This window comes from Streptomyces djakartensis (assembly GCF_014651075.1).
GTDB classification, from domain to species: domain Bacteria; phylum Actinomycetota; class Actinomycetes; order Streptomycetales; family Streptomycetaceae; genus Streptomyces; species Streptomyces djakartensis.
This window is the reverse complement of record NZ_BMWE01000001.1, coordinates 707,284-733,867: the sequence shown is the minus strand read 5'-3', so window position 1 is coordinate 733,867 and position 26,584 is coordinate 707,284. Positions and strand designations below refer to the sequence as shown.

Below are 26,584 nucleotides of genomic sequence, written 5' to 3'. Positions count from 1 at the left end.
TCTGACGGATGTCGAAAAAACAGCCTCGCGCGGTCGCCACCCGCTACGACAAGCGCGGCTACGTCTACCTCGGCACCACCACAGCGGCAGCCCTGGTCATCTGGCTCCGGACATGATCGGCCGGACAAGTCCCTGGCGGCACGATTGCCCGCGGTAAGCGACAAGGCGTCGGCATCGCGAGGATTTGGGCGGGCGTAGCGTAGGGGCATGACGACGTACGGATCTTTTCCCGGTACGCGGCCGCGGCGTCTGCGGACCAACCCCGTCATGCGGCGGATGGTCGCCGAGACCAGGCTGCACCCTGCCGATCTCATCCTCCCGGCCTTCGTGCGTGAGGGCGTCGACGAGCCCGTGCCGATCGCCGCCATGCCGGGAGTCGTCCAGCACACCCGGGACAGCCTGAAGAAGGCGGCCGCGGAGGCCGTCGCGGCCGGTGTCTCCGGGATCATGCTGTTCGGTGTCCCGGAGGAGTCGAAGAAGGACCCCCTCGGCACGCCGGGGACCGATCCGGACGGGATCCTGCAGGTCGCCCTGCGGGACGTGCGGGCCGAGGTCGGTGACGATCTCCTCGTCATGTCCGATCTGTGCCTCGACGAGACCACCGATCACGGGCACTGCGGCGTGCTGGACGACCAGGGGCGGGTCGACAACGACGCGACCCTGGAGCGGTACGCCGAGATGGCCCAGGTGCAGGCCGATGCCGGGGCCCATGTGGTGGGCCCGAGCGGGATGATGGACGGGCAGGTCGGGGTCATCCGTGACGCCCTCGACCAGATCGGGCGGGAGGACGTCGCCATCCTCGCCTACACCGTGAAGTACGCCTCCGCCTTCTACGGGCCCTTCCGGGAGGCTGTCGCCTCGTCCCTGCAGGGGGACCGGAAGACGTACCAGCAGGATCCGGCGAACGTGCGGGAGTCCCTGCGGGAGCTCGCCCTCGATCTCGAGGAGGGCGCCGACCTGGTGATGGTCAAGCCCGCCGGCCCCTACCTGGACATCCTGGCCCGGGTCGCCGACGCCGTGGACGTGCCCGTGGTCGCCTACCAGATCTCCGGCGAGTACTCGATGATCGAGGCCGCCGCCGAGAAGGGCTGGATCGATCGGGACCGCGCGATCATGGAGGCCCTGACCGGTATCCGGCGGGCCGGGGCCCGGAACATCCTCACCTACTGGGCCACCGAGGTGGCCCAGAAGCTGAACCGTCGGTAGGACATCGGCAGGGCGTCAGTAGGACAGGGCCTGGTCCATGTCCCGCAGCCAGTACGTGACCGTCAGCGAGCTGTCGTAGTACACGCCCTCGGCGGGCAGCTTCGGGAGCGCCGAGGGGCCGCCGCTGCTGTTCGGCGTGCGGCCCTGGAAGCCGACCGTGAGCTTGTGACTGGTCCTGCCGTGCTCGCCGCTGCCGTCGGCCGCCGACAGCGTCACACCCGCGTAGCCGGACTCGCCCGGCGCCAGGGTCGTCACCGCCTGCGCCCGCGAGTCCCCGATCGGCTGCGGGACCCACTGCATCTCGTCGAAGCGGAGCACCGGGAAGTACGTCAGGTCGCAGTACTTCGAGCCGGTGTTCTTGACCGTGATCAGCATGTGGTTCAGGGGGCGGGAGACCGGCTCGGCCGTGACGGTGGTGTTGGAGCCGTTGCAGGAGACGCGGTTGGCCGGGTCGGAGGGGTCTGTGGGCTTGGCCGTCCCGGAGTTCCCGCGCTTCGGGTTGCCGGCGGTCCCGGAGTTCCCGCCGTCCGCCTTGGCGGCCGTCTCCGACTTCGTGTCCTTCGTGTCCTTCGTGTCCTTCGCGTCGGTGACCGCGGTGGTCGCCTTGGCCGGCGCCGTGGCCGCCGACGTCAGCCGGGGCTCCGCGGCACCCTCGTCCTTCGTGCCCGTGCCGTCCTGACACGCCGTGAGGGCGAGGGCGGCCAGGAGGGTGACGGGGAGGGCGTGGAACTTGCGCATGAGTGGGTCTTCCTTTCGGACAAAGGTCGTCGGTGTGCGGGCCTCAGCGAGCCGCGCCACCGGCGTGCCGGGAGCGGCGTGCTTGGATGACCTGAGCTTGTGCGGTGAACCGTCCCAGCCGCCACAACCGGCGGGCGATCAGGGACGCTGGAACGCCCGCACAGGACTTGACCAGGGGAAACGGCCCTCCCCTGGAACGGGGGAACGGGACGGTGGGGCTCATGGGGGATGGAGGAACGGGTGTCGGAAGGCACGGCCGCGGCTGACTTCGCCGCGCTGCTGGGGGAGTTGAAGGAGCGCTCCGGGCTGAGCTACGGGGTGCTCGCCAAGCGGCTCCACATGAGTACGTCGACGCTGCACCGGTACTGCAACGGGGACGCCGTACCGACCGACTACGCGCCGGTGGAGAGGCTCGCCCGGCTGTGCAGGGCGTCGCCCGAGGAACTCGTCGAGTTACACCGGCGGTGGGTGCTCGCCGATGCCGACCGGGGGCGCAAGGGCGCGGTCGCTCCGGTGCCGGAGGTGGTGCCCGAGGCGGAGGCGGCTTCGGAAGCGGGTCGTTCGGAAGGGCTGGAGGTGGGCGCCCCGGGGGAGGCCCCGGGCCACCGTGCGCGGCGTCCGCTGCTCGCCGGTGTCGCCGTCGCCGTGGTCCTGGGCGGGGTCGGCCTCGCCGTGGCGGTGCCCTCGGGCGGGGGCGACGACGCCGGACGTGGCGGTTCGGCGGCGGTATCCGGCGGAGGGAGCCGGCCGGACGGCCGATCGGCCGCCTCGGTGTCGCCCTCGGGCAGCCCCTCCGCCCGCACCGGCAAGGACAAGGTCAGGGACAGGGCCAAGGGCGAGGGCGAAGGCAGAAGGAAGGCCGCCCCCTCCAAGGCTCCCGCCTCATCGGCCCCGGCCGCCGGCACCGGGCCAGGCACCGATCGCCCGGGCCGGGACACGGCCGGGGCCCCGGGACCCGCCCCCCTCACCGTGAACACCAGCCCGCACGCCTGGGAGAGCCCCTGCTCCCAGCGCTACCTGGTGAACCGGCCGCCGGGTCAGGTCGGGCCGCCGCCGCTGGAGCAGGACGCGCCCGCCTGGGTCGCGGCGACGGGAGCCGTGCCGTCCGGGGAGCAGTACCTGAAGCTCACCGTGCAGGGCACCGGCAAGAAGACGGTGGTGATCGACGGGCTGACGGTCCGTATGGCCGGCAAGCGGGCGCCGCTCGCCTGGAACGACTACGCCATGGGCTATCCGGGCGTCGGCTGCGGCGGCGGCGTCCCCACTCGCTTCTTCACGGTCGCCCTCGACGCCGCGCGGCCCGCCGTCGTCCCCGAGGCGGGGCATCGCGACTTCCCGTTCAAGGTGAGTGAGTCCGACCCGGAGGTGTACCACATCCGGGCCGACGCCTCCGCCTACGACGTCAGCTGGTACCTGGAGCTGAGCTGGTCCAGCGGCAGCCGCAAGGGCACGCTGACGGTGGACGACCGGGGCCGGCCGTTCCGCACTAGCGGGAACAACGGGCGACCGGCGTACGAGTTCCCGCTGGGCGGGGAGAAGTGGGTCGAGGCCGGGACCACCGGCTGACCCGGTGGAACTCGCGTACCGGCTTCGCCAGTCGTATACGGGCACCACCAAGTCGCGCGGGGCGTTAGGTTGTTGACCGACGGCTTGGTTGTTGATTGAACTACCTACTCTTCGGGAGACGTCCATGACCGCTGACGCCCTCAGCCAGGATCCCTCCGAGCTGCAGAGGAGGATCGACAGCAGCAAGGCGCACCCGGCCCGGGTCTACGACGTCTTCCTCGGCGGCAAGGACCACTACCCCGCCGACCGGGAGGCGGCCGCCGCCGCGCTCGCCGCCAACCCGCGCGGATACCTCGACGTACGGCACAACCGCGACTTCCTGCGGCGCGCGGTGACCGACCTGGTGGAACAGGACGGGATCCGGCAGTTCCTCGACATCGGGACCGGGCTGCCGACCGCCGAGAACGTGCACCAGATCGCCCAGCGGATCGCGCCCGCCTCACGGGTCGTGTACGTCGACAACGACCCGGTCGTGCTGGCGCACGCGCGGGCCCTGCTGACCAGCGGCCCCGAGGGCCGCACGGACTACATCGACGCCGACCTGCGGGAACCGGGCAGCATCCTCGAACAGGCAGCGAAGACACTGGACTTCGGCCAGCCGGTCGCGCTGTGTCTGGTCGCCGTCCTGCACTTCGTGGCGGACGACGAGGCCTATCCGCTGGTGCGCGAGCTGCTCGACGCGCTGCCCGTCGGCAGCCGGCTGGTGCTCAGTCACCTCACCGACGACCTCAACCCGGAGAACATCCGCGCGGTCCAGCGGACCTACACGGAGCGGGGGTTCACCTTCGTGCTGCGGTCCCGGGCCGATGTCGAGCGGTTCTTCACGGAGAACCGGCTGGAGCTCGCCGACCCGGGCGTCGTCCCCGCCCACCGGTGGCGGCCCGACCACGCCGCGCCCGTCCCCGAGCAGCCGGAGGCGTCCTTCCTCGCCGGGCTCGACGACCTCGAGAAGGTGCGCTACCGCGACATCAACGACGTGACGGACGCGGACATCAACGTCTACGCCGCGATCGGCGTGAAGGGCTGAACGGCGCGCCCCCTGCCTGGCCGGAGCGCTGCGGATCGCGGACAGGACCTGACCTACATGCCCCCTACGGTCGTGCCATGACTACTTCCCCGGAAAAGACGGAGCTGTGTCAGGCACTCGCGGAGCAGCGGGAGCTGCTGCTGATCACCGTGCGGGGGCTCGACGACACGCAGGCCGCGCGGCGGACCACCGTGAGTGGGCTGACCTTGGGCGGGATCGTGCGGCATCTCGCCCAGGGGGAGGAGACGTGGACGCAGATCATGGTCAAGCGCGACGGTGAACTGCCCGGCGGCATGCTCGACATGGAGCAGTACCGCATGGGCGAGGGGGACACGCTCGCCGGACTGCTGGAGCGGTACGCGGTGGCCGCGCGGGCGACCGAGGAGGCCGTCGCGGCACTCCCGGACCTGGACATCAGGGTGCCCCTGCCGAGGACCCCGTGGTCGCCGCCGGAACCCGAGTACTGGTCGGCGCGGCGGATCCTGCTGCACATGATCAGGGAGACGGCCCAGCACGCCGGGCACGCGGACATCATCCGGGAGGCGCTGGACGGTGCGAACACCACGGCCCAGCGCTGAGCGCCGACCGTTTCGGACCCGGGCGTCGAAGCACTCCCGACCGATCCGGTCACCGGGCGCTTCAGCGAGAGCGCTCCGCCAGGGTGAGCAGCAGGTGTGCGGACTCCGGTCGCAGGAAGTCCGAGTGGGCTCCCGCGGGATGCAGACGGGTGCGCCGGCTGCCACGGTACAGCCAGTCGGCGTCCACGTTGACCACGTGATGGTCCAGCGTGGTCTGCTCGTAGACCTCGTGCGTGGGCAGCAGCCTGGTGGTGAACTGCGGAACCGGCGCCGCGCCCGCGCCCGAGTGACCGATGCCGGGCGCCTTCTCGGCGCGCAGGTGCCAGAAACCCGTGGCCCGGTCCCAACGAGAGTGGGTGAGGACGAGGGGACCGCGCAATGGTGCACCGGGGTGCCCGTCGCGTGGGAAGAGCGCGCCGAAGTGCCGGACGAAGGCGTCACGTGGGGCGGCCATCTGGAAGATCAGGGTGCTGTCCACGGTGAACGGGCGGCGAGGATCGTGCGGTGTGCTCCAGCCGAGCACGGGAGGTTGTTCGGCGGCCCGTTGCACCGCCTCGCACAGGAACCGCCCGCCGAAGGAGTGCCCGACGAGGTGCAGGAACTGTCCGTTCTGGTTGGCCAGCACCGCGGGGCCCGTCGGGTCGGTGCGTTCGGTGTCCAGGTAGCCGAGCAGATGGCCGAGGACGAACGGGGCGTGACCGGTGCCTTCGGCGCTCATCGCGTGGGCGCGGTCGCGGATGCGGCGGTAGCCCTTGAGCGTGGGCAGACTGGAGGACGGCCAGCGGACCACCACGCACCAGGGACGGTAGCCCTCCTTCAGCCCCGGATAGCGGTCGGGCGCCGCCTCGTACAGCTCCACGGACTGCCGGAGGAGGCGCATGGCGGTACGGGTGGCGCTGCTCGGCGCGGTCTGCCACCCGTGCACGTACACATGGATGTCGGTCGCCCAGCGCGGGACGGCCAGCCTGCGGGACAGGTGCTCGGCGACGCGGCCCGCGGGCACGGGCGCACCGCTGCCCGGCTGCGTGAGCCTGCCCTTGTCGTCCAGGTCGATCTCGACGGGTGCGGGCAGCCGGGACGGCTGGGCGGTCACGAAACGAGGTCCAGTCGGCTGTCGATGCCGCAGTGCAGCGAGTAGGCCAGGGCCAGTGGGTTGCGGAACTCCGAAGCGAAGCGCCGCACCAGCAGCCGGCTTATCTCCCCCGCGGTGTAACGACCGGTCAGGTAGAGGTCGAGGAACGCGTACGCGTACTCGGTCGCGAAGTCCTGGGGCATGTCGATCTGCGGGGCGAGGACGCCGTCGGCGCCCATGTCGATCAGTTCCTGCCCGAGATGCTTCAGCCTGCCGGGTGCCGCGGCCCGTGCGGTACCACAGGCGTTGAGCAGAACGAACGGCTTGAACCTGGCACGGCAGTCCTGGCGGAAGCGGCGTCGCTTCCTGGACACCACCGGGCCGTCGATGTGCTCGTCGTCGGAGAGCCGGATGGACAGGCCCGGGGTCGACGGGCCGGTGTGCACCATGCGTCCGTGGCACCAGAAGTACATGACGTCCTCGTTGAGCACCGGCCCCGCCAGCGCGTGCAGGAGGTCACTGCCACGGGAGCGCACGATCAGCCGCGAGCGCTGCTCCAAGAGCTTGTGCACCTCACGCGCGCGGCCCACGCGGTCGAGGGAGTCGTCCTTGTTGAGGCTGGTGGTGGCCAGGTCTCGGTGGCCGAGCGGGGCATGGTCCCAGGGATAGCCGGTATTGGCCTGCTCGATCTGGTGCCGGTGCCCCAGGAACGCTTCCCAGGGCGTGGCACACGCCGCGGGGTCCACCGCCAGCATGGGCCACGGCAGGTGCAGTTCGGAGTCGAAGCTGATCCGCAGCGGTTCCTTGCCGGCGAGGGCGGTCAACAGGAAGTCGCGGAAGCGGCCGAGGTCGTAGCCGCTGCCGTGGAGCATCACATCGAGCAGGTCGTACCCCTCCTCGGCGAGCCTCGCCGTCACCGACTCGACCCGGTCGGCGAATTCGCTCAGGTCGGAGGTCTCCGCGAAGGGGCGGCTGCCGACCCGCGCCCCGAACTCGTCGCCCTCGCTCTGGTAGTACACCACCAGGTCGTGCCACCGGTTCCGCAGGCGGTCCGCCCGCTCCCGCAGGTCGTCGGGGGACACCTCCAGCGGTGCCTCGTGCCAGCGCGGAACCGCCGGGGCCGGGGACGCGTCCGGGGCGCAGGCGAAGATCGTCAGTACGTCCTTGCTGGTGCGGTACAGCTTCACCCGCAGCTCCGCCGGGGGCTCGCCCTCCGGCGAACGCGGCGGGCTCCCGAACTGCGGCGGTACCCCCGTGAAGCCGTGTGAGGGATCCTTGAGCACCTCCACGGCCAGATCTTGCGGCATCCGGGTCAGTCCTCCCTGGCACCCTGCACGTGGACAACGGTCTTCAGCTCCTGCAGCACCAACCCCGAGGCGTGGTCGTACAGCATGAAGCGGACGTCGTGGGCGCCCGGCTCGGGAGCGATCAGGATGAAGCGGGTGGGGGCGCCGTCGGGATCGTACGGGGCTGTGGCCGGGTCTACCGTGGACGCCGTCGGACAGCTGACGGCCACCATCAGCCGGGGCGGCCGGGTCGCCGTGGCGCTCCCCTCCCGCTCCAGGCGGACTTCGATCGTGACGGGCCGGTCGGTGGTCACCACGTCTGTGAGCAGGGTCAGCCGGGCCCGCCAGGCGGGCCGCGCGGTGCGCAGCCGCCATCGCAGTTCCGCCATATCGGGGTGGTCCGGGCCGAACGTCCGCTCCCAGCGCGCGAGCAACTCCTCGTGCGACGGCGCCGAGGCCGGGTCGTCGGCCTCCAGGCAGGCGAACACCAGCTCGGTGAGGCTCTCCAGGGTGTCCGGATGGTCCGGGCCGAACATGCGCGCGCGTCCGGCGTGCACCGCCTTCAGCAGGGCCACCGCGGCTTCGTGATCTCCCGCTTCGAAGAGGGTGTGGGCGAGTTGCGTCGCGAGAGTGGGGAGGAAGCCGCCGAAGCGGTCGGCGAACATCTCGACGAGCACACCCAGGCCGAGGGCCTCGTCGTCGTCCTCCTCCGCCCGCGCCGGTCGGCCGGCGGACGCCGGCTCGCCGTCCCGCGCTGCCGCCTGCTCGTGGACACGGACGACGTCCTCGACCGTCCCCGGGTAGTCCGGCGCCGCCGGCAGCAGGGCGGCGCGGCGCAGCAGGTCCCGCAGCACCTCCAGCGCCTGCTCCGGCTCGTCCGCCTGCGCCAGAGTGTGCGCCAGCACGGGCAGCACTTCCAGGGTGCGCCGGTGGCCCGGGCCGAAGAGCTCGGTGGCGTCGTCGACCAGGCTCCGTGCCCACCGCACCGCGTCGTCCGCCGGGCCGGTGTCCGCGGTCAGCCACGCCAGGTTGCCGCGCACCCAGAACCGCGTCTCGTGTTCCTCGGGGAGGACCTCCTCGCACTGCTTCAGCAGCTCCTCGAAGACCGCCGCCGCGCGATGCGGGTCACCCGCCTCCCAGCAGGCGTGCCCCAGGCGATTGCGGTACCCCAGGGTCCGGGGGTGCTGCGGGCCCCTGATGCGGTCGCTGTCGTCGACCAGCGTCATCATGTCCCGCACGCTCCGCACGCGCTGGCCGGCCTGGCGCCGGGCACAGGCCAGAGCCCAGCGTGCGGTCAGCACCGCAACGTGCTCGGGACCGAAAGCCCGGACATGGTCGTCCACGAGCGATTCCCGCAACCGCAGCTCGAGCGTGATCTCACCCGCCGCGCCCTGGGCGGCTGCGAGGGTGGCGCGCGCGTTGAGCGTCCTGGGATGTTCCGGCCCCAGAACACGGGTCAGGTCAGCCATCAGGCTCTCGGCCACCGCCGCGGCCCTCGTGGCGGTGGCCTGCCCCAGCAAGGACTGGGCGATGGTCCGTCGAAGGGCGAGGGTGTCGAGATGGTCGGGGCCGAGCAACCGCTCGTGGTCCCGCAGCAGTGCCTCCAGGTCCCGCACGGCCCCCGCCCGGTCACCGGTGTACAGCCGCCAGCGCGCAAGTGCGCTGCGGACGTCGAAGTCCTGCGGGCTATGGGCACCATGGAGCCGCGCGAGATCGCCGACCAGCCTCTCGCCGAGCATGACCGCCTGTTCGAATTCGCCCCGCTCGGCGAAGGCGGTCGCAAGCCGGCACCTGGCCGCCAGCGTCTCGCCGTGATCCACCCCACGCAAGCGGGTTCGGTCGTCCACCAGCGCTTCGAACGCGACGATCGCTCGCTGGTATGCGCCGGACTCCATCCAGGCGTACGCCAGCCACGAACGCGCGTTCAGGGTGGTGCCGTGGTCCCTGCCACGCACCCGAGTGCAGTCGGCTGTCAGTCGGTGGGCGAGTTCGGCGGCGCGGCTGGGGTTGCCCGACGCGCATTGCGCGCCGACCAAGTGCAAGCGAACGTTGAGCACCTGCGGGTGGTCAGGCCCGAACAGGCGCCTGCGCCCGTCGAGCACGAACTCCAACGTCCTCAGGGACAGCTGGTGCCGGCCCGCCGCCTTCTGTACCAGGCCCAGGCCCAGTCGGCTGCTCAGCGTGCGCTGATGGGCGGGCCCTCGTGCGCGGGTCCACGCCTCGACCGCTTCCTCGTACAGGGCGATGGCCCGGTCGTGCTGCTCGGCGGCCGAGTAGGCAGCCGCCAGGTTCTCCAGCATGAGCAGCGTGTCCGGGGCGTCGTCGCCCAGCAGCCGGCGGCGGTCGGCGAGCAGTGCGGTGAACCCCGCGATCGCGCCCTCATGGTCGTCGGCGTCCAGCCGGGCAAGCGCCAAGCCGTTGCGGGAGTTCAGCGTCGCATGCGCCTCCGCGCCAAGAACTCGGGTCCGGGCCTCGACCAGTTCCTCGTAGACCGAGATGGCGCGCTGATACTGTCCCGCCGACTGCAAGACCCAGGCGCGCCAGCTGTTGGTCTCCAGCGTGTCCGGGTGGTCCGCGCCCTGGACGCGGGTCCGGTCGGCGAGGAGCGCGTCGAACACCTCGCTCGCTCGGCCGTACTCACCGGCAGAGCGGTAGGCCGCTCCCAGCCACGACCGCATGCCGAGTGTCGAGGGATGGTCCGGACCGTAGACCCGCTCGTAGACCTCCACGAGCCCGCCGAACAGCTCGAGCGCCTGCGCGTAGCGCTCCTCCTTGACGAACACCCGGGCGAGGGAGTGGCGGATCGAGAGGACGCGTGGATGGTCCGGGCCCAGGAGCGGCTCCATGTCCCGGAGCAGGTGCTCCAGTTCCGCGACCGCGCGTGGATGATCACCCATCGACTGACGGGTCCGGGCCAGGGAGTTGCGCGTGGCGAACACATGGGGATGCTGCGGGCCGAGGACCCGGGTGCGGTCCCGCAGCAGCTCCTCGAACACCTCGATGGCGGCCGGGAGGTCGGAGGCCTCGCGAAGCGCGATGGCCAGATGGGCGCGCGCTGTGAGGGTGGCCGGGTGATCACCGCCGTGCACGCGGGTTCGGTCGGCGACGAGTGCCCGGCGCTCCCGGACCGAGCGGGGGTGGTCCCCCATGAGCTGCCGGGTGAAGGCCAGCGCCCCCCGTGCGCGCAACGTGTCCGGGTGGTCCGGGCCCCGCACCCGCGCGTAGTCGGCGATCACTGCCTCGTAGCCCTTGACCGCCCGGACGTAGTCGGCCCGGTCCCGGTGCGTCTGCGCGATGTCGTCGCGGTAGTCGAGGGTCGCGGGATGGTCCGGGCCCTGGATCCGGGCGCTGTCCGCCGCCAGTGTCTCGAACTCCGCCAGCGCCGCGTCCGGCCCGTACGCATCGGACAGCTCGTACGCCAGCTCCTTCCGGCTGCGCAGGGTGTCCGGGTGATCCGGTCCCTGCACGCGCTCGCGGGCGGCGACCACCTCCCGGTACAGGGCGACCGCCCGGCGCGGATCGCCCGCGGCGGAGTGGGCGGCGGCCAGCCAGCCGCGGCTGGTGAGGGTGTCGGGATGATCGGGCCCGTGCTCCCGCTGCCGGTCCTCGACCGCCTGCTCGTACAGGGCCAGCGCGGTGCGGTGGTCACCGGCCTCACGGTAGGCGTAAGCGAGGTTGGTGCGGCTGGCGAGGGTGTCCCGGTGCCCCGCCCCCAGGACTCGCTCCCGGTCGGCGACGACCGCCGCGAACTCCTCGACAGCGGCGTGGTACCGGCCCGCGGTCTGGAGCGCGTAGGCGAGGTCGTTGCGGCTGCCGAGGGTGTCCGGGTGATCGTCGCCCTGGATTCGGCGGCGATCGGCGACCACGGCCGTCAGATCCTCGACCGCCCGCATCACATCGCCCGCCTTGCGGTGCGCGTACGCCAGTCGCTCCCGGGCGGCCAGCGTCTCCTTGGCGTCGGGGCCGCACTGCTGGCGGCGGTCGAGGTAGACGTTCTGGCACAGCCGGACCGCCCGCGCCGGGTCGCCGGCCTTCGCGTGCAACTCCGCCAGGCGGTCGCGGTGATCGAGAGTGGTGTCGTCGTCGACGCCGAGCAGCGCCTCGCTTCCCTCGACGGCCCGTGTCATCAGCGGAATCGCCAGGACGTGCTGCTCCCGCGCCACCAGCTCGTCGGCGGCCCGCCGGTACATCTCGACCGCCTCGGCGCCCGGCTGTGCGGCCGGTCCCGTCTCCGCCAGCGCCTGGACGTGGATGAGCAGCCTCCGTACGCGCTCGGCCGGAGCGCCGGACAGTTCCGCGGCCAGCGCCCGCTCGGCGAGGTCCCGTGCCTCGGGCGCCTCGGGCGGCTCGGCGTGCCGCAGCGTCTGCTGCACGAGGCGGTGCAGGGTGAGGCCCTCGGGGCCGGACGTGAGCAGGTGGTAGTCGCGGAGCGCGTCGAGCGCCTCCTCCACCTTGCGCTCGGGCCGGCCCAGATGCCGCAGCACCTCGCGCGGCGTCGCCTCCGGGGCGTACCAGGCCAGCGTGTACAGCAGCGGCACGGCCAGGGGGTGACGGGACCGGATGGACTCCAGGCTGGTGCGCCAGATCTGGGCGATCGTACGGCCCGAACGGCCTGCCCCGTCGTTGAGTACGGCGTCCGGGACGCGGGCCAGCTTCGCCTGGTAGGCCGCGAAGCCGATGCCGGTCTCCCGGAGGTGGGCGCCTGCCTGCGTGAGCGCCAGGGGCAGATGCCCGAGGTTCTCGGCGAGCCGCGCGGCCTGCTCCCGTTCGGCGGCGGGGCGGTCGCCCCATCGGCCGGCCGTCGCGCACAGAAGGTCGACGGCCGCCCCGTGCTCCAGCACGTCCAGGCTGACCAGGCGGGCTCCGTCGGGCCAGCCGGTGCGGCACCGGCTCGTGACCAACTGGTGGCCACGGTCGAGGAGCCGGCCCAGGAACGGGGTGAGATGCTCGGGCCGCTCCACGTTGTCGTACACCAGCAGCCAGCCGGAGTGGGCCTCCAGCCAGGCCAGCGCCCACTCGGTGCGCTCCTTGGCGGGGGCCCCGCGGGCCCATTCCGGGTGTAGGCGCAGGGCCAGCTCGCCGAACCCGGAGGCGATCTGCTCCTCGCTCTCGGCGGTGATCCACCACACGAGCCGGTACTCGTCGCTCTGGTGTGCGTAGCGCAGCGCCAGGGCGGTCTTGCCGATCCCTCCGAGACCGCTCACCGCGGTCGTGACCGTCTGCGTGACGACTCCGCCGCCGGACAGCAGGGAGGCGCGTAATCGGCCCAGGTCGTCGATGCGCCCGACGAAGGGCGCCGACGGCAGCACGGGCAGGTTGTCCAGCCGGGCGGGCGGGTCGACCGCCAGGGCGGCGGCCTTGGCCGCTTCCGACAGCACCGTGGTGTGCTCTTCGGTGTGAGGATTGCCGCCCGGGCGGAAGCGGTCGAAGGCCTGCCCCGGTACAGCCAGGTCACGCTCCAGGACGGCAGCCCCGGCGGCCCGCGACTCCTCAGAGATGATCATGACTCCCCCGTGTCGATCACCCGCACCGTGCCGTGCGTCCTCCGCCCGCGGTGCTGGAGGAATATGCAACTGTACGGGGATCAAAAGGAGTTGTCACCGGTGTGGGGGGCGACGTGAGCCCATCGCCCCCCACACGGGGTCACAGCCGCTCAGGCGTCCGAATCCCCAGCAGGCCCATGCCCCGGTGGAGCGTGCGGGCCGTGATGTCGCAGAGGAACAGGCGGTTCTCGATCTGCTCGGGCGCCTCGGCCTTCAGCACCGGGCACTTGTCGTAGAACGTCGTGTAGAGCGACGCCAGCTGGTACAGGTACGCGGCCAGCTTGTGCGGGGCGTACTCCGCGGCGGCTTCGAAGACCGTGTCGCCGAACGAGTCCAGGTGCAGACCGAGCGCCCGCTCCGCCGGGGCGAGTTCGAGCTCCGGGTGCGCGACCGGCTTGGTCTCGCCGGCCTTGCGCAGGATCGACTGGATCCGGGCGTACGCGTACTGGAGGTAGACGGACGTGTCGCCGTTCAGCGACACCATCTGGTCCAGGTCGAACTTGTAGTCCCGGTTCGGCGACGTCGACAGGTCCGCGTACTTCACGGCACCGATGCCGACCTGCGCGGCCCGCTCCTGGATCTCGTCCTCGGTGAGGTCCTGCGCCTTCTCCCGTACGACCTCGGCGGCCCGCTGCACCGCCTCGTCCAGCAGATCCTCCAGCCGTACGGTCTCGCCCTCACGCGTCTTGAACGGCTTGCCGTCCGCGCCGAGAACCGTGCCGTAGCCCATGTTGTGCGCGGTGACGTGCTCGCTCAGCCAGCCGGCCCGGCGGGCCGTTTCGAAGACCATCTTGAAGTGGAGCGACTGGCGTACGTCCACGACGTACAGCAGTGTCGTCGCCCGCAGGTCGAAGACGCGGTTGCGGATCGCCGTCAGGTCGGAGGCCGCGTAGCCGAAGCCGCCGTCCGCCTTCTGCACGATCAGCGGGACCGGCTGGTCGTCCTTGCCGCGGATCTCGTCGAAGAACACCACGAGCGCGCCCTCGGAGCGCACCGCGACACCCATCTCCTCCAGGAGGCGGGCGGTCTCGGGCATGCCCTCGTTGTAGGCGGACTCGCCGACGATCTCCTCGTCGCGGATCTCCATGTCGAGCTTCTCGAAGACGGAGTAGAAGTAGACCTTTGACTCGTCCACGAACTGCTGCCACAGCTCGAGCGTCTCCTTGTCACCGGACTGCAGGGCGACGACCCGCCCCCGGGCCCGCTCCTTGAACTCCTCGTCCGCGTCGAAGAGCGCACGCGACGCCTTGTACACCCGGTTCAGGTTGCTCATCGCCTGCTGGCCGTCGACGTCGGCCGCGGGGGCCAGCTCGCCGGGGTGCTCGAACAGGTACTGGATGAGCATGCCGAACTGGGTGCCCCAGTCGCCGATGTGATGCCGGCCGATCGTCTTCTCGCCGGTGAAGTCGAGCATGCCGCGCAGGGCGTCGCCGATGACCGCCGACCGCAGGTGACCGACGTGCATCTCCTTCGCCACGTTCGGCTGGGCGTAGTCGACGACCGTGATGCCCGCGTTCTCCTTCAGCGGCACGCCGAGACGCTCGCCGTCCGCGTGCCGCACGGCGAGGTTCTCGGTGATCGCGCGGTCGGTGACCGTGATGTTGAGGAAGCCGGGGCCGGAGACCTCGACGTCCTTGATCAGCTCGCCCGACTCGACCCGGGAGACGACCTGCGTCGCCAGCTCCCGCGGGTTCGCCTTCTCCTTCTTCGCGAGCGCCAGGATCCCGTTGGCCTGGAAGTCCGCCCGGTCGCTTCGTCGCAGCAGCGGGTCCGCGGAGCCGGCCTGCGGCACAGCCGCCGACAGGGCCGCCGCGAGGCGCTGGTGGACGGAGTCGCTGAGGGACGTGACCGAGGCCATAGGTAAGGGTGCCGTTCTCCTCGAGGGAATCGATAGACACGGCCAGTATTCCATGCGGGTAAAGCCGTTTTTCCGGGCGCGACCTGGTCTGGGACAATGTTGCGGTCAGCCGTGCGACCGTGCCGGCTTCCCGACGGAGAAAGAAGGACGTGCCGATCGTGGGTCAGAGCACCGAGACCACCGACTGGGTCTCCCGTTTCGCGGATGAGGTCATCGAGGAGTCGGAGCGTCGGGCCCCGGGCAAACCCGTCGTCGTCGCGTCCGGACTCTCACCGTCCGGGCCCATCCACCTCGGGAACCTCCGCGAGGTCATGACCCCGCACCTCGTCGCCGACGAGATCCGCCGCCGGGGACACCAGGTGCGGCACCTGATCTCCTGGGACGACTACGACCGCTACCGCAAGGTGCCCGCCGGCATCGCGGGCGTCGACGAATCCTGGGCCGAGCACATCGGCAAGCCCCTGACGTCGGTCCCGGCACCCAAGGGCTCCTCGCACCCGAACTGGGCCGAGCACTTCAAGGCCGCGATGATCGAGTCGCTGGCCGAGCTGGGCGTGGAGTTCGACGGGATCAGCCAGACCGCGCAGTACACCTCCGGCGTGTACCGCGAGCAGATCCTGCACGCCATGAAGCACCGCGGCGACATCGACGCGATCCTCGACCAGTACCGCACGAAGAAGGCCCCGGCCAAGAAGCAGCAGGGCCAGAAGCCGGTCGACGAGGCCGAACTGGAAGCCGCCGAGGGCTCCGGCGCGGCCGGCGAGGACGACGGCAGCTCCGGCTCCGCCGGGTACTTCCCGTACAAGCCGTACTGCGGCAACTGCGAGAAGGACCTCACCACCGTCACGTCCTACGACGACGACTCCACCGAGCTGACGTACGCCTGCACCGCGTGCGGCTTCTCGGAGACGGTCCGGCTGAACGAGTTCAACCGCGGCAAGCTGGTCTGGAAGGTCGACTGGCCGATGCGGTGGGCGTACGAGGGCGTGGTGTTCGAGCCGAGTGGTGTCGACCACTCGTCCCCCGGCTCGTCGTTCCAGGTCGGCGGGCAGATCGTCGGGATCTTCGGCGGGAAGCAGCCGATCGGCCCGATGTACGCGTTCGTCGGCATCTCCGGCATGGCCAAGATGTCCTCCTCCCGTGGCGGGGTGCCCACGCCCGCGGACGCCCTGAAGATCATGGAGCCGCAGCTGCTGCGCTGGCTGTACGCCCGGCGCAGGCCCAACCAGTCCTTCAAGGTCGCCTTCGACCAGGAGATCCAGCGGCTGTACGACGAGTGGGACCGGCTCGACGCCAAGGTCGCCGACGGCAGCGCGCTGCCGGCCGACGCCGCCGCGCACTCCCGTGCCGTGCGTACGGCCGGAGGCGAGCTGCCCCGGACGGCCCGGCCGCTGCCCTACCGGACGCTGGCGTCCGTCGCGGACATCACCGCCGGGCACGAGGACCAGGCGCTGCGCATCCTCAGCGAACTCGACCCGGAGCAGCCGCTGACCTCGCTGGCGGAGGCCCGGCCGCGGTACGACAAGGCCGAGGCCTGGATCAACACGCACGTACCCGCCGACCAGCGGACGATCGTGCGGGACGAGCCCGACACCGAGCTGCTGAAGTCGCTCGACGAGCAGGGCCGGGAGTCGCTGCGGCTGCTGCTCGACGGGCTCGCCGGGCACTGGTCGCTGGACGGCTTGACGCACCTGGTCTACGGCGTGCCGAAGGTGCAGGCCGGGTTCTCCGCCGACGCCACGCCGAAGGAGCTGCCGCCGGAGATCAAGACGGCTCAGCGGTCGTTCTTCGCGCTGCTGTACCACCTGCTGGTCGGGCGGGACACGGGGCCGCGGCTGCCGACGCTGCTGCTCGCGGTGGGGCAGGAGCGGGTCAGGGCTCTGCTCGGGCAGTAGTCGCCGCCGACGGGAAAGGGGGCCCTCGAACGAGGGCCCCCTCTGCGCGCTAGGCGATGTGCTCTTCCAGCAGCTCACTGTTGAGACGCGCCGCGAACTGGTCCATGTACTGGTTCAGCTCACGAGACTGCAGGCGCAGCCCGTACGTGGCCTCGACGTTCGCGGCGAAGGCGCCGGGTGTGGGCATGCCCTCGCCGTCTATCGAGTACCGGAAGACCTGGTACAGGTCCTCGTCCGAGGGCACCGCGTCCGCTACGCCCTCGCCCAGGGGGCGCATGCCGCCCGCGCCGTTCGGCACCTGGACCTGAGGCTCCGGCGCCTGCTCCCGGGACGGCTCGGGCGCCGGGGCGGGCTCGGCCTCAGGTTCGGCCGCGCGGGGCTGGGGCGGCCGCCCTGCGGCCTGCTGCGGCTGTCCTTCGTAGAAGGCCTGATGCTCCCGTGGAGGCGTATACCGGGGCGGCTCGAAGTTCGGGTCGTAACCGCCGTTGTACTGCGCGGTCTGAGGAGTGGCGAACCACTGGCTCGGCCCCTCCTCGACAGCAGCGGCCGGCATCGACGCCTCGGAGGGCGCCGTCTCCTGGACGGCCCTGGACTCCAGCGCCGGTTGCCGTGCCGGTGCCGGCGCGGCAGGAGCCGCGGGCTGCGGTGGGAGCAGCTGCGGTTCGATCCCGGCCGCCGCCAGCCCGGCCGGCGCGGTCTCCGCCAGCGGCACTCCGTACCGTGCGAGGCGCAACGGCATCAGCGACTCCACGGGGGCCTTGCGGCGCCAGGCCCGGCCGAAGCGGGAGCGGAGCCTTGCCTGGTAGACGAGACGTTCCTGCTCCAGCTTGATGACCTGGTCGTAGGAGCGCAGCTCCCAGAGCTTCATGCGGCGCCACAGCAGAAACGTCGGCACGGGGGACAGCAGCCAGCGGGTGAGGCGCACACCCTCCATGTGCTTGTCGGCCGTGATGTCCGCGATCCGGCCGATGGCGTGGCGGGCGGCTTCCACCGCGACCACGAACAGGATCGGGATCACCGCGTGCATGCCGACACCGAGCGGATCCGGCCAGGCCGCCGCGCCGTTGAAGGCGATCGTCGCGGCCGTCAGAAGCCAGGCGGTCTGACGGAGGAGGGGGAAGGGAATCCTGATCCAGGTGAGGAGCAGGTCCAGGGCCAGCAGGACGCAGATGCCCGCGTCGATGCCGATCGGGAAGACGTAGGAGAAGTTCCCGAAGCCCTTCTTCAGAGCCAACTCGCGGACCGCCGCGTACGAACCGGCGAAGCCGATACCGGCGATGATCACGGCTCCGGCCACGACCATGCCGATGAGAACGCGGTGCATCCGAGTCAGCTGCAGTGGCGCGGCCACCCGTCACTCCCCTCCCCTTGCGTGTTGTTGCGCGCAACAGGGTGGCACATGTGTGCGGAGGACAGGTGGCCGGTTCCGGTCGGGAACGTTCAGCTCTTCGCCGCGGACTCCTTGGACGCCGACTTCGACGGCCCGTCAGTCGCGCCCTTCGAGGGCTCGTTGGACGCGCCCTTCGACGGGGACTTCGACGCGGACCCCGACGCGGACTCAGAAGGGGCACTGCCCGCCTTGCCGCCCGCGCCGTTCGCCTCGGACACCGCCTTCACCGCCTCCTTGGCGGCCTTCTTCGCGTCCTTCATCAGGTCGTCGGCGCTCGGGGTCTTGTCACCGGCCAGGCCCGCGCCGTTGTAGTCGACCGTGACGACCACGTTCTCGACGCGCGCCACGACCGTCTGCTGCTTGAAGGTGCCTTCCTTCTTCTTCAGGTCGTACCGTACGGCCGTCGCCTGGTCGCCCGTCCCGGACACCGGCTCGGACTTGGCGCCCTTGGCACCCTCCACGGCCTGGGACTCCTGCACCTGCTTCGCGTAGAACTCCTGGGCCTGCTTGTCGCCCGAGCCGCGCGTGACGTCCGACTCGAAGCGCAGCATCGACACGTTCAGCCAGCGGAACTGCGAGCCCTTGACGCCGTTGTTGTCGAGGCTGTCCCAGGAGCAGCCGGCGCGGGTCGAGACGTCGTCCGACTTGCCTTCCTTGCCGGACTTGCTCTCCGGGACGAGGTCCTCGAGCGTCTTCTTCGAGAGCGCCTTGCAGGGCTCCGGAAGCTTGCTGTACGCCGCCGCCTCCACGGTCGGCGACGGGCTCGCGGACGCCGAGGCCGCCGCATTGGCCGCCTTGTCCGTGCTCTCGCCGGAGCCGGAGTCCGAGGAGCAGCCGGCGGCGACCAGCATCACGGGGACGGCGGCCGCGCAGACAAGGACGCGGCTGAGGCGCTTCGCTCGCTGGTCTCGCTCTTCTCGCTGTGCTCGTCGCTGCATGGTTCCTTCACTCATGACGCTCGTGGTTCCTGCGGTCGGCAACGGGTCCGAATGGTCACCGTACGCGGTGAGGCAACGGTGTGTTCTTCCTTCGCGCGCTTTGCGGGGGTGGGTGAAGGGCGCGTGAACGGGCCTCAGTCGCTCAGTGAATCCGCCAGCCGGAGGGCCAGGTTCTGGGCCCTGTCCTGCAATTCCTTGCTGTCCGGGACGGCACCGACGGTCATCGGCTGCTCCACGTACTCGATCGTCACGATGACGTTCGACGTGCGGAACGCCACAGTCACCGTCCGCTGCTTGGCGGTCGAACCGGAGCTGCTCAGCTCGTCGTCGAGGAACGCCTCGTCGCCGAGCTCCTCCAGGACGCGGGGCTGGAGTTCGGTCGGCGTGGCGGACGTCGACGGGGAGGGCGACCCGGTGGAGGGGGAGGAGGTTGCCGTGGGGGAGCCGCTCGGGGCGGCGGTGGCGCCGCCGGCCGGGGTGCTGCCGGCCGCGGCGGACTCGGTGGCGGTCGGCTCCGGGAGGTGGGCGGCGGCCTCCTTCTCCGCGAAGAGCTGCTCGGCCTGCTGGTCGTCGCTGACCGCGCTGTCGTAGGAGACGATCCGTTCGAAGTCGACGAGCAGATGGTCGGTGGCCTGCGGGCTGTCGACCTTCCACCGGCAGCCGACCTTGCGGTCGGTGTCGAAGGTGACCGTGGCCTCGCCCTCGTAGGCCTTCTCGCGCTGTTCGCGGTCGCTGATCTGCCGGATGCCGGGCAGGAGTTCGTCGAGGGTGCCGTGGCCGACGGCGGTGCAGGGCTCGGGGAGTGTGCGGTAGCGGCCGGGCTCCGCGGCGGCCGATGCCGTGCCCGTGTCGCCCGGGTTGGAGTCGTCCGTGGGGCCGCCGTCGTCCGAGCTGCCGGTGCAGCCGGCCAGCAGGACGGCGAGGAGCGCGGCGACACCGGGTGCGTACGCCTTCCGTTGCACGTGGTGGCTCCTCTCGACGCGGATATTGGCTTGCCGCCTCAAGGCGGCCAGTGAACACAATGTCTATCGCACGCACTGCCGTGGACGCCGGTCCGGATTCCCATTCGTCGACCTTGGCTCCGGTAAGTGCCTTTGGAGACTTCTGTTCGCGCATGGGGGATTGAGGACGCTATGTCATATGTAGAGATGCCTGGTGCGAAAGTGCCGATCCGGATGTGGGCCGACCCGGCCACGGTCGAGGACTCCGCACTGCAGCAGCTCCGGAACGTCGCCACCCTGCCCTGGATCAAGGGCCTGGCCGTCATGCCCGACGTGCACTACGGCAAGGGGGCGACGGTCGGCTCGGTCATCGCCATGCAGGGCGCGGTGTGCCCGGCTGCGGTGGGAGTCGACATCGGCTGCGGCATGTCGGCGGTGAAGACGTCCCTGACGGCGAACGACCTGCCCGGGGACCTGTCCCGGCTGCGGTCGAGGATCGAGCAGGTGATTCCGGTGGGCCGGGGGATGCACGACGATCCCGTCGACCCGGGGCGGCTGCACGGGTTCGGTACGGCCGGGTGGGGCGACTTCTGGGGGCGGTTCGACGGGGTTGCGGAGGCTGTCCAATTCCGGTCAGAACGCGCCACAAAGCAGATGGGAACACTCGGCGGAGGAAACCATTTTGTCGAGGTATGCACAGATACGACCGATTCTGTCTGGCTGATGCTCCACTCCGGTTCCCGCAACATCGGCAAGGAACTGGCCGAGCACCACATCGGCATCGCGCAGAAACTCCCGCACAACCAGGGCCTGGTCGACCGCGATCTGGCCGTCTTCGTCGCGGACACCCCGCAGATGGCGGCCTACCGGAACGACCTGTTCTGGGCGCAGGAGTACGCGAAGTACAACCGCTCGATCATGATGGCGCTCCTGAAGGACGTGATCCGCAAGGAGTTCAAGAAGGCGAAGCCGGCCTTCGAGCCGGAGATCAGCGCGCACCACAACTACGTGGCCGAGGAGCGCTACGACGGGATGGACCTGCTCGTGACCCGCAAGGGCGCGATCCGGGCCGGTTCAGGCGAGTACGGGATCATCCCGGGTTCCATGGGCACGGGTTCGTACATCGTGAAGGGCCTCGGCAACGCCAAGTCCTTCAACTCGGCCTCCCACGGCGCCGGCCGGCGCATGAGCCGCAACGCGGCCAAGCGCCGGTTCTCGACGAAGGACCTGGAGGAGCAGACCCGGGGCGTGGAGTGCCGTAAGGACTCCGGCGTGGTGGACGAGATCCCGGCCGCCTACAAGCCCATCGAGCAGGTCATCGACCAGCAGCGGGACCTGGTGGAGGTCGTGGCGAAGCTCAAGCAGGTCGTGTGCGTGAAGGGGTGACCGTCACAGGTCCCGGTGCACCTTGGTGTTCGATGCCTGGGCTCGGGGGCGGAGGATCAGCAGGTCGACGTTGACGTGGCTGGGGCGGGTCACCGCCCAGGTGATCGTCTCTGCCACGTCGTCGGCGGTGAGGGGGTCGGCCACGCCTTCGTAGACCTTCTCCGCCTTTTCCCGGTCGCCGGAGAAGCGGGTCAGGGCGAACTCGTCTGTCTTGACCATGCCCGGCGCGATCTCGATGACGCGGACCGGCTGGCCGACGATCTCCAGGCGCAGGGTCTCGGCCAGGACGTGGGCGCCGTGCTTGGCGGCGACGTAGCCGGCGCCGCCCTCGTAGGTGCCGTGGCCGGCCGTGGAGGAGACGACCACGACCGTGCCGTCGCCGCTCGCGACCAGCTTGGGCAGCAGTGCCTGGGTGAGGTTGAGCGTGCCGATGACGTTGGTCTCGTACATCTGCCGCCAGTCGGCCGGGTCGCCGGTGGCGACCGGGTCGGCGCCCAGCGCGCCGCCCGCGTTGTTGACCAGGACACCGATGGTCTGGAAGGCGGTGGCGAACTCGTCGACCGCGGCGCGGTCCGTGACGTCGAGGGCGTAGGCCATGGCCTGGTGGCCCGCCGCGTTGATCTCCTCCGCGAGTGCCTCGATGCGGTCCTTGCGGCGGGCCGTGAGGACGACGCGGTAGCCCGCTGCGGCGAGTTGCCGGGCCGTCGCGGCGCCGATTCCGCTGCTCGCACCCGTGACGACGGCTATGCGGGAGGCGGCGGGCTGGGCGGCGGTGGCCATGGGAGCTCCTCTGGCGTGGTCTGCGGGCCGGCTTCTGGTACGGCTTTCCGGACAGGATAGGAGGGTCCCACGGTGGGAGAATGAGGGCTGGGTGATCCCCTGGTTTCCCACGGAGGTGGATCATGGGAGAGGCACGTGAGGTCATGGACCGGCTCACGGACGCGGTCACCACGCACGCCGATCTGAAGACCATCGGCGAGCTGTACGCCGAGGACGCGGTCGCCTTCACCCCGGACGGGGGCGAGCTGCGCGGGCGCGACGACATCGTCGAGTACTGGCGGACGATGACGGAGGCGGTTCCCGAGGCGACGTTCCGGGCGTTGCACTCGTACGAGGTCGGTGACACGGCCATCGACGAGGGGATCTTCAGCGGGCGGAACACCGGGCCCCTGGAGCTGCCCAACGGGGAGACGCTGCCCCCGACGCAGAAGGAGATCGCGATCCGCGGGGTGGACCTCGCCACCGTGCGGGACGGGCGGATCGTCGATTACCGGCTGTACTTCGACGAGATGGACTTCCTCGGGCAGTTGGGGTTGCTGCCGCCTGACGAGCCGTTCTGAGATCTGCCCCGGGTCCGGCTCAGTTTCCTCGCGGGGCGTACATGATGACCGCCATGCCCGCGAGACAGACCAGTGCGCCCGTGACGTCCCAGCGGTCGGGGCGGTAGCCGTCCGCGACCACGCCCCACAGGATCGATCCGGCGACGAAGATCCCGCCGTACGCGGCGAGCACGCGGCCGAAGTGGGCGTCGGGCTGGAAGGTGGCGACGAAGCCGTACGCGCCGAGCGCGAGGACGCCGCCGGCCGCCCACAGCCAGCCCCTGTTCTCCCGGACGCCCTGCCAGACCAGCCAGGCGCCGCCGATCTCGAGCAGGGCGGCGAGGACGAAGAGGGTGGCGGAGCGGAGGATGTGCATGCGGGCAGACTCGCACACCCGGAGGTATGGTTGAACTGTAAACAACCTGGAGGGTGAGCGATCATGCAGTTCGGGATCTTCAGCGTCGGCGACGTCACGCCCGACCCCACCACCGGCCGGACGCCTACCGAGCGCGAGCGGATCAAGGCCATGGTCGCCATCGCGCTGAGGGCCGAGGAGGCCGGGCTCGACGTGTTCGCCACCGGTGAGCACCACAACCCGCCGTTCGTGCCGTCGTCCCCGACGACGATGCTCGGCTACGTCGCCGCCCGCACCGAGCGGCTGATCCTCTCCACGGCCACCACCCTCATCACCACCAACGACCCGGTGAAGATCGCCGAGGACTTCGCGATGCTCCAGCACCTGGCCGACGGCCGGGTGGATCTCATGCTGGGCCGCGGCAACACCGCCCCCGTCTACCCATGGTTCGGGCAGGACATCCGGCAGGGCATCCCGCTCGCCGTCGAGAACTACGCCCTGCTGCACCGCCTGTGGCGCGAGGAGGGAGTCGACTGGGAGGGGAAGTTCCGTACGCCTCTGCAGGGATTCACCGCGACGCCCCGCCCGCTGGACGGCGTGCCGCCGTTCGTCTGGCACGGCTCGATCCGCTCGCCGGAGATCGCCGAGCAGGCCGCGTACTACGGCGACGGCTTCTTCCACAACAACATCTTCTGGCCGGCCGACCACACCAAGCGCATGGTCGAGCTGTACCGGACGCGCTACGCGCACCACGGCCACGGCACCCCCGAGCAGGCGATCGTCGGGCTCGGCGGGCACGTGTTCATGCGGAGGAACTCGCAGGACGCCGTGCGCGAGTTCCGCCCGTACTTCGACGTCGCGCCGGTGTACGGGCACGGGCCGTCGCTGGAGGACTTCACCGACCAGACGCCGCTGACCGTCGGCTCCCCGCAGCAGGTCATCGAGAAGACGCTGGCCTTCCGCGACTACGCCGGCGACTACCAGCGCCAGCTCTTCCTGGTCGACCACGCCGGGCTGCCGCTGAAGACCGTGCTGGAGCAGATCGACCTGCTGGGCGAGGAGGTCGTACCGGTGCTGCGCAAGGAGTTCGCCGTCGGCCGCCCGGCGCAGGTGCCGGACGCGCCGACGCACGCGGCCCGGCTCGCCCGGCAGTGACCGTGCCGTGACCGCGCCCCCTCCGCATTCATCCCGGCGTGAACGCGGAGGCCTTCTGCAAGGAACCGGTAAGAAGGACGCCCCGGCGCAGCTCGCCGGGGTCCGGGGAGCCGGTGGCTTGGCACACTGGACGCGTGCCCCAAACAGTGCTGCTCGCCGAAGACGACCGCGCCATCCGCAACGCCCTGGAGCGCGCCCTGACCCTGGAGGGCTACCAGGTCATGGCGGTCGCCGACGGTGTGGAGGCACTGGCGCAGGCCCACCGCCACCGTCCGGACGTCCTCGTCCTGGACGTGATGATGCCCGGCATCGACGGGCTCCAGGTGTGCCGCGTGCTGCGCGCCGAGGGCGACCGGACGCCGGTGCTGATGCTCACCGCCCTCGTGGAGACCGCCGACCGGATCGCCGGCCTGGACGCGGGCGCCGACGACTATGTCGTGAAGCCCTTCGACGTCGAGGAGGTCTTCGCCCGGCTGCGCGCCCTGCTGCGCCGCACCAGCCCCGTGGGCGTCGGGACCACCCCGGCGGCCGAGACGGCCGAGACACCGGCGCCGGTCCCCGAGCGGTTCCTCGACGCCGCCGGGATCCGCATGGACCCGCAGGCGCGCCGGGCCTGGCGCGGCACCCGGGAGCTGGAACTGACCCGCACCGAGTTCGAGCTGCTGGAGCTGCTGCTGCGCAACGCCGGCATCGTCCTCGACCACTCCACGATCTACGACCGCATCTGGGGCTACGACTTCGGCCCCGGCTCGAAGAACCTCGCCGTCTACGTCGGCTACCTGCGCCGCAAGCTGGACGAGCCGGGCGCGCCGCAGCTGATCCACACGGTGCGCGGCGTGGGTTACGTGCTGCGGGAGGACTGAGTGGGCCGTCTCCGCCGGTTGCTGAGCGGGCGGCGGCCGGGGCTCGTCTCGTTGCGTACGACGTTCGCCGTGTCGTTCGCGGCGGTGACGGCCGCGGTGACGGTCCTGGTGGGCATCCTGTCCTACAGCGCGGCGGCCAGGCTGGTCCGGGTGGACCAGCAGACCGTGTTCGACGAGGTCGTGCAGGATCTGCGGGACGAGGTGCGGCAGAACCGCATGACGCCCGGCGACTTCTCCTCCGCCGCGCCCGGTCACGACCTGGTGCGGCCCGCCCGGACCGATGTGCAGGTGCTCGGCCCGGACGGCCGCGTGGCCGATCCGGGCAGTCCGGGGCTGCCGGTCACCGGCGCCGACGTGCGGATCGCCGCTGCGTCGCTGTCCGGGCGGGTGGTCGAGCACAAGGACGTCGACGTGGGCGACGACGTCTACCGGGTCGCGACCGTCTCCCTGGGCGGCGGCCGGGGCGCGGTGCAGGTCGCGCAGGAGTTCAGCGACGTCGAGGACCTGCTGCGGGCGCTGCAGCAGCGGACGCTGGTGCTGATGGCGGCCGTCGTGACCGGCGCCGGCCTGTTCGGCTGGTGGCTGGCCCGGCGGATCACGCGGCGCCTGGTCGTCCTCACGGACGCCGCCGAGGACGTCGCCCGCACCCGTCGGCTCGGCATTCAGGTGCCGGTGGCGGGGCACGACGAGGTGGGCCGGCTGGGCCGTGCCTTCGACCGCATGCTGGGCCGGCTCGCGCAGTCCGAGGAGGACCAGCGCCGTCTGGTCCAGGACGCGGGCCATGAACTGCGCACGCCGCTGACCTCCCTGCGTACGAACATCTCCCTGCTGCGCCGGATCGACGAACTGCCGCCGAAGACCCGCGAGGAGCTGGTCGCCGACCTCGGGCAGGAGGCCCGTGAGCTGACCGACCTGGTCAACGAGCTCGTCGACCTCGCGGCCGGGCAGTCCGACACCGAGCCGCCGCGGCGGGTGGACGTCGCCGACCTCGCGGAGGAGGTGGCGGGCCACGCCCGGCGCCGCAGCGGGCGGCGGATCGTGCTCCGCGCGAGCGGCGACACCACGACCGACGGGCGGCCCGGGATGCTGACCCGGGCGCTGTCCAACCTCGTCGAGAACGCGGTGAAGTTCGACCAGGGCGGCACGGCCCCCATCGAGCTGGTCGTCGCCGGGCCCGCCCGGCCCGGCACGATCCGCGTCGAGGTCCTCGACCGCGGCCCCGGCATCACCGACAACGACCTCGCCCGCGTCTTCGACCGCTTCTACCGCGCCGCCGACGCCCGCTCGCTGCCGGGATCCGGGCTGGGCCTGTCCATCGTCCGCGAGGTGGCACTGGCGCACGGCGGAGCGCCGTTCGCGTTCCGCCGGGACGGGGGCGGGACGGTCATCGGGTTCACGGTGGGCGGGGGCATCGCCGGGGACGAGCGCTGAGCGCCGGCCGCGCGTGGGCGGCGCTCAGGGCGCGTCA

Annotated in this window: 20 protein-coding genes; 10 read left to right on the top strand and 10 right to left on the bottom strand. The window is 71.2% G+C overall.

What is annotated here, in order from left to right; genetic code table 11:
• Positions 1-207: 207 nt before the first annotated feature.
• Positions 208-1,206 carry a porphobilinogen synthase gene (hemB, locus tag IE212_RS03370; RefSeq protein WP_190196112.1) on the top strand — a complete coding sequence of 333 codons (999 nt, stop codon included), beginning with the start codon at positions 208-210 and terminating at the stop codon, positions 1,204-1,206.
• Positions 1,207-1,221: 15 nt separating this feature from the next.
• On the opposite strand, the gene IE212_RS03365 is transcribed toward hemB, so the two are convergent.
• A complete protein-coding gene (locus IE212_RS03365; protein ID WP_190196111.1) occupies positions 1,222-1,944 on the bottom strand; it encodes a DUF4232 domain-containing protein in 723 nt (240 codons plus the stop codon).
• A 240-nt stretch (positions 1,945-2,184) separates the two neighbouring features.
• On the opposite strand from IE212_RS03365, the gene IE212_RS03360 reads away from it, so the two are divergent.
• The 3 genes from IE212_RS03360 (at position 2,185) to IE212_RS03350 (ending at position 5,115) form a co-directional block, all read left to right on the top strand.
• The gene (locus IE212_RS03360) at positions 2,185-3,510 is read left to right on the top strand and encodes a helix-turn-helix domain-containing protein (RefSeq protein WP_190196110.1); all 1,326 of its coding nucleotides are present in this window, start codon (positions 2,185-2,187) and stop codon (positions 3,508-3,510) included.
• Positions 3,511-3,634: 124 nt separating this feature from the next.
• On the top strand, positions 3,635-4,537 hold the full coding sequence (locus IE212_RS03355) for an SAM-dependent methyltransferase (protein WP_190196109.1): 903 nt from the start codon (positions 3,635-3,637) through the stop codon (positions 4,535-4,537).
• A 77-nt stretch (positions 4,538-4,614) separates the two neighbouring features.
• A complete protein-coding gene (locus IE212_RS03350) occupies positions 4,615-5,115 on the top strand; it encodes a DinB family protein (RefSeq protein WP_190196108.1) in 501 nt (166 codons plus the stop codon).
• Positions 5,116-5,176: 61 nt separating this feature from the next.
• Here the strand turns inward: IE212_RS03350 and IE212_RS03345 are convergent, their stop codons facing one another.
• From IE212_RS03345 to argS, 4 genes are all read right to left on the bottom strand, one after another.
• Positions 5,177-6,208 (bottom strand): hypothetical protein, encoded by a 1,032-nt coding sequence (locus tag IE212_RS03345; protein ID WP_229864006.1) that lies wholly within the window; start codon positions 6,206-6,208, stop codon positions 5,177-5,179.
• Positions 6,205-7,494 carry a CHAT domain-containing protein gene (locus IE212_RS03340; RefSeq protein ID WP_190196107.1) on the bottom strand — a complete coding sequence of 430 codons (1,290 nt, stop codon included), beginning with the start codon at positions 7,492-7,494 and terminating at the stop codon, positions 6,205-6,207. Before IE212_RS03340 ends, IE212_RS03345 begins: the two co-directional genes overlap by 4 nt.
• Positions 7,495-7,499: 5 nt before the next feature.
• Positions 7,500-12,977, bottom strand: a complete 5,478-nt coding sequence (fxsT, locus tag IE212_RS03335) for an FxSxx-COOH system tetratricopeptide repeat protein (RefSeq protein WP_190196106.1) — start codon at positions 12,975-12,977, stop codon at positions 7,500-7,502.
• Between the two features lie 139 nt (positions 12,978-13,116).
• Positions 13,117-14,874 carry an arginine--tRNA ligase gene (gene argS / locus IE212_RS03330; RefSeq protein WP_190196105.1) on the bottom strand — a complete coding sequence of 586 codons (1,758 nt, stop codon included), beginning with the start codon at positions 14,872-14,874 and terminating at the stop codon, positions 13,117-13,119.
• Positions 14,875-15,023: 149 nt separating this feature from the next.
• On the opposite strand from argS, the gene lysS reads away from it, so the two are divergent.
• On the top strand, positions 15,024-16,769 hold the full coding sequence (gene lysS / locus IE212_RS03325; RefSeq protein WP_190196104.1) for a lysine--tRNA ligase: 1,746 nt from the start codon (positions 15,024-15,026) through the stop codon (positions 16,767-16,769).
• A gap of 49 nt (positions 16,770-16,818) precedes the next feature.
• On the opposite strand, the gene IE212_RS03320 is transcribed toward lysS, so the two are convergent.
• The 3 genes from IE212_RS03320 to IE212_RS03310 form a co-directional block, all read right to left on the bottom strand.
• The gene (locus IE212_RS03320; protein WP_190196103.1) at positions 16,819-18,120 is read right to left on the bottom strand and encodes a DUF2637 domain-containing protein; all 1,302 of its coding nucleotides are present in this window, start codon (positions 18,118-18,120) and stop codon (positions 16,819-16,821) included.
• Positions 18,121-18,209: 89 nt separating this feature from the next.
• Complete coding sequence (locus IE212_RS03315) at positions 18,210-19,112, bottom strand: DUF3558 family protein (RefSeq protein WP_190196102.1); 903 nt, start codon at positions 19,110-19,112, stop codon at positions 18,210-18,212.
• A gap of 119 nt (positions 19,113-19,231) precedes the next feature.
• A complete protein-coding gene (locus IE212_RS03310) occupies positions 19,232-20,059 on the bottom strand; it encodes a DUF3558 domain-containing protein (RefSeq protein ID WP_190196101.1) in 828 nt (275 codons plus the stop codon).
• A 171-nt stretch (positions 20,060-20,230) separates the two neighbouring features.
• On the opposite strand from IE212_RS03310, the gene IE212_RS03305 reads away from it, so the two are divergent.
• Positions 20,231-21,424 (top strand): RtcB family protein, encoded by a 1,194-nt coding sequence (locus IE212_RS03305; RefSeq protein WP_190196100.1) that lies wholly within the window; start codon positions 20,231-20,233, stop codon positions 21,422-21,424.
• A 3-nt stretch (positions 21,425-21,427) separates the two neighbouring features.
• Here IE212_RS03305 and IE212_RS03300 read toward each other — a convergent pair whose 3' ends face one another.
• Positions 21,428-22,204 (bottom strand): SDR family NAD(P)-dependent oxidoreductase, encoded by a 777-nt coding sequence (locus IE212_RS03300; RefSeq protein ID WP_190196099.1) that lies wholly within the window; start codon positions 22,202-22,204, stop codon positions 21,428-21,430.
• A gap of 122 nt (positions 22,205-22,326) precedes the next feature.
• Between IE212_RS03300 and IE212_RS03295 the strand changes: the two genes are divergently transcribed.
• Entirely contained in the window at positions 22,327-22,764 is a 438-nt protein-coding gene (locus tag IE212_RS03295; RefSeq protein WP_190196098.1) for an ester cyclase, read from the top strand.
• A gap of 19 nt (positions 22,765-22,783) precedes the next feature.
• Here the strand turns inward: IE212_RS03295 and IE212_RS03290 are convergent, their stop codons facing one another.
• Positions 22,784-23,119 (bottom strand): YnfA family protein, encoded by a 336-nt coding sequence (locus IE212_RS03290; RefSeq protein ID WP_190196097.1) that lies wholly within the window; start codon positions 23,117-23,119, stop codon positions 22,784-22,786.
• Positions 23,120-23,182: 63 nt separating this feature from the next.
• Between IE212_RS03290 and IE212_RS03285 the strand changes: the two genes are divergently transcribed.
• From IE212_RS03285 to IE212_RS03275, 3 genes are all read left to right on the top strand, one after another.
• Positions 23,183-24,253 (top strand): LLM class flavin-dependent oxidoreductase, encoded by a 1,071-nt coding sequence (locus IE212_RS03285; protein WP_190196096.1) that lies wholly within the window; start codon positions 23,183-23,185, stop codon positions 24,251-24,253.
• 134 nt (positions 24,254-24,387) lie between these two features.
• Positions 24,388-25,116: a response regulator transcription factor gene (locus IE212_RS03280; RefSeq protein WP_190196095.1), complete on the top strand. Its 729-nt coding sequence runs from the start codon at positions 24,388-24,390 to the stop codon at positions 25,114-25,116.
• The gene (locus tag IE212_RS03275; protein ID WP_190196094.1) at positions 25,117-26,547 is read left to right on the top strand and encodes a HAMP domain-containing sensor histidine kinase; all 1,431 of its coding nucleotides are present in this window, start codon (positions 25,117-25,119) and stop codon (positions 26,545-26,547) included. It begins immediately after the preceding gene.
• Positions 26,548-26,584: the final 37 nt, after the last annotated feature.

Bases quoted from the DNA above. Each gene is read 5' to 3' on its own strand.
- IE212_RS03285 (WP_190196096.1), top strand. From the start codon at position 23,183: ATGCAGTTCGGGATCTTCAGCGTCGGCGACGTCACGCCCGACCCCACC.
- IE212_RS03340 (WP_190196107.1), bottom strand. From the start codon at position 7,494: ATGCCGCAAGATCTGGCCGTGGAGGTGCTCAAGGATCCCTCACACGGC.
- hemB (WP_190196112.1), top strand. From the start codon at position 208: ATGACGACGTACGGATCTTTTCCCGGTACGCGGCCGCGGCGTCTGCGG.
- IE212_RS03365 (WP_190196111.1), bottom strand. From the start codon at position 1,944: ATGCGCAAGTTCCACGCCCTCCCCGTCACCCTCCTGGCCGCCCTCGCC.
- IE212_RS03315 (WP_190196102.1), bottom strand. From the start codon at position 19,112: ATGAGTGAAGGAACCATGCAGCGACGAGCACAGCGAGAAGAGCGAGAC.
- IE212_RS03355 (WP_190196109.1), top strand. From the start codon at position 3,635: ATGACCGCTGACGCCCTCAGCCAGGATCCCTCCGAGCTGCAGAGGAGG.
- argS (WP_190196105.1), bottom strand. From the start codon at position 14,874: ATGGCCTCGGTCACGTCCCTCAGCGACTCCGTCCACCAGCGCCTCGCG.
- IE212_RS03295 (WP_190196098.1), top strand. From the start codon at position 22,327: ATGGGAGAGGCACGTGAGGTCATGGACCGGCTCACGGACGCGGTCACC.
- IE212_RS03290 (WP_190196097.1), bottom strand. From the start codon at position 23,119: ATGCACATCCTCCGCTCCGCCACCCTCTTCGTCCTCGCCGCCCTGCTC.
- IE212_RS03300 (WP_190196099.1), bottom strand. From the start codon at position 22,204: ATGGCCACCGCCGCCCAGCCCGCCGCCTCCCGCATAGCCGTCGTCACG.
- IE212_RS03305 (WP_190196100.1), top strand. From the start codon at position 20,231: ATGTCATATGTAGAGATGCCTGGTGCGAAAGTGCCGATCCGGATGTGG.
- IE212_RS03350 (WP_190196108.1), top strand. From the start codon at position 4,615: ATGACTACTTCCCCGGAAAAGACGGAGCTGTGTCAGGCACTCGCGGAG.
- fxsT (WP_190196106.1), bottom strand. From the start codon at position 12,977: ATGATCATCTCTGAGGAGTCGCGGGCCGCCGGGGCTGCCGTCCTGGAG.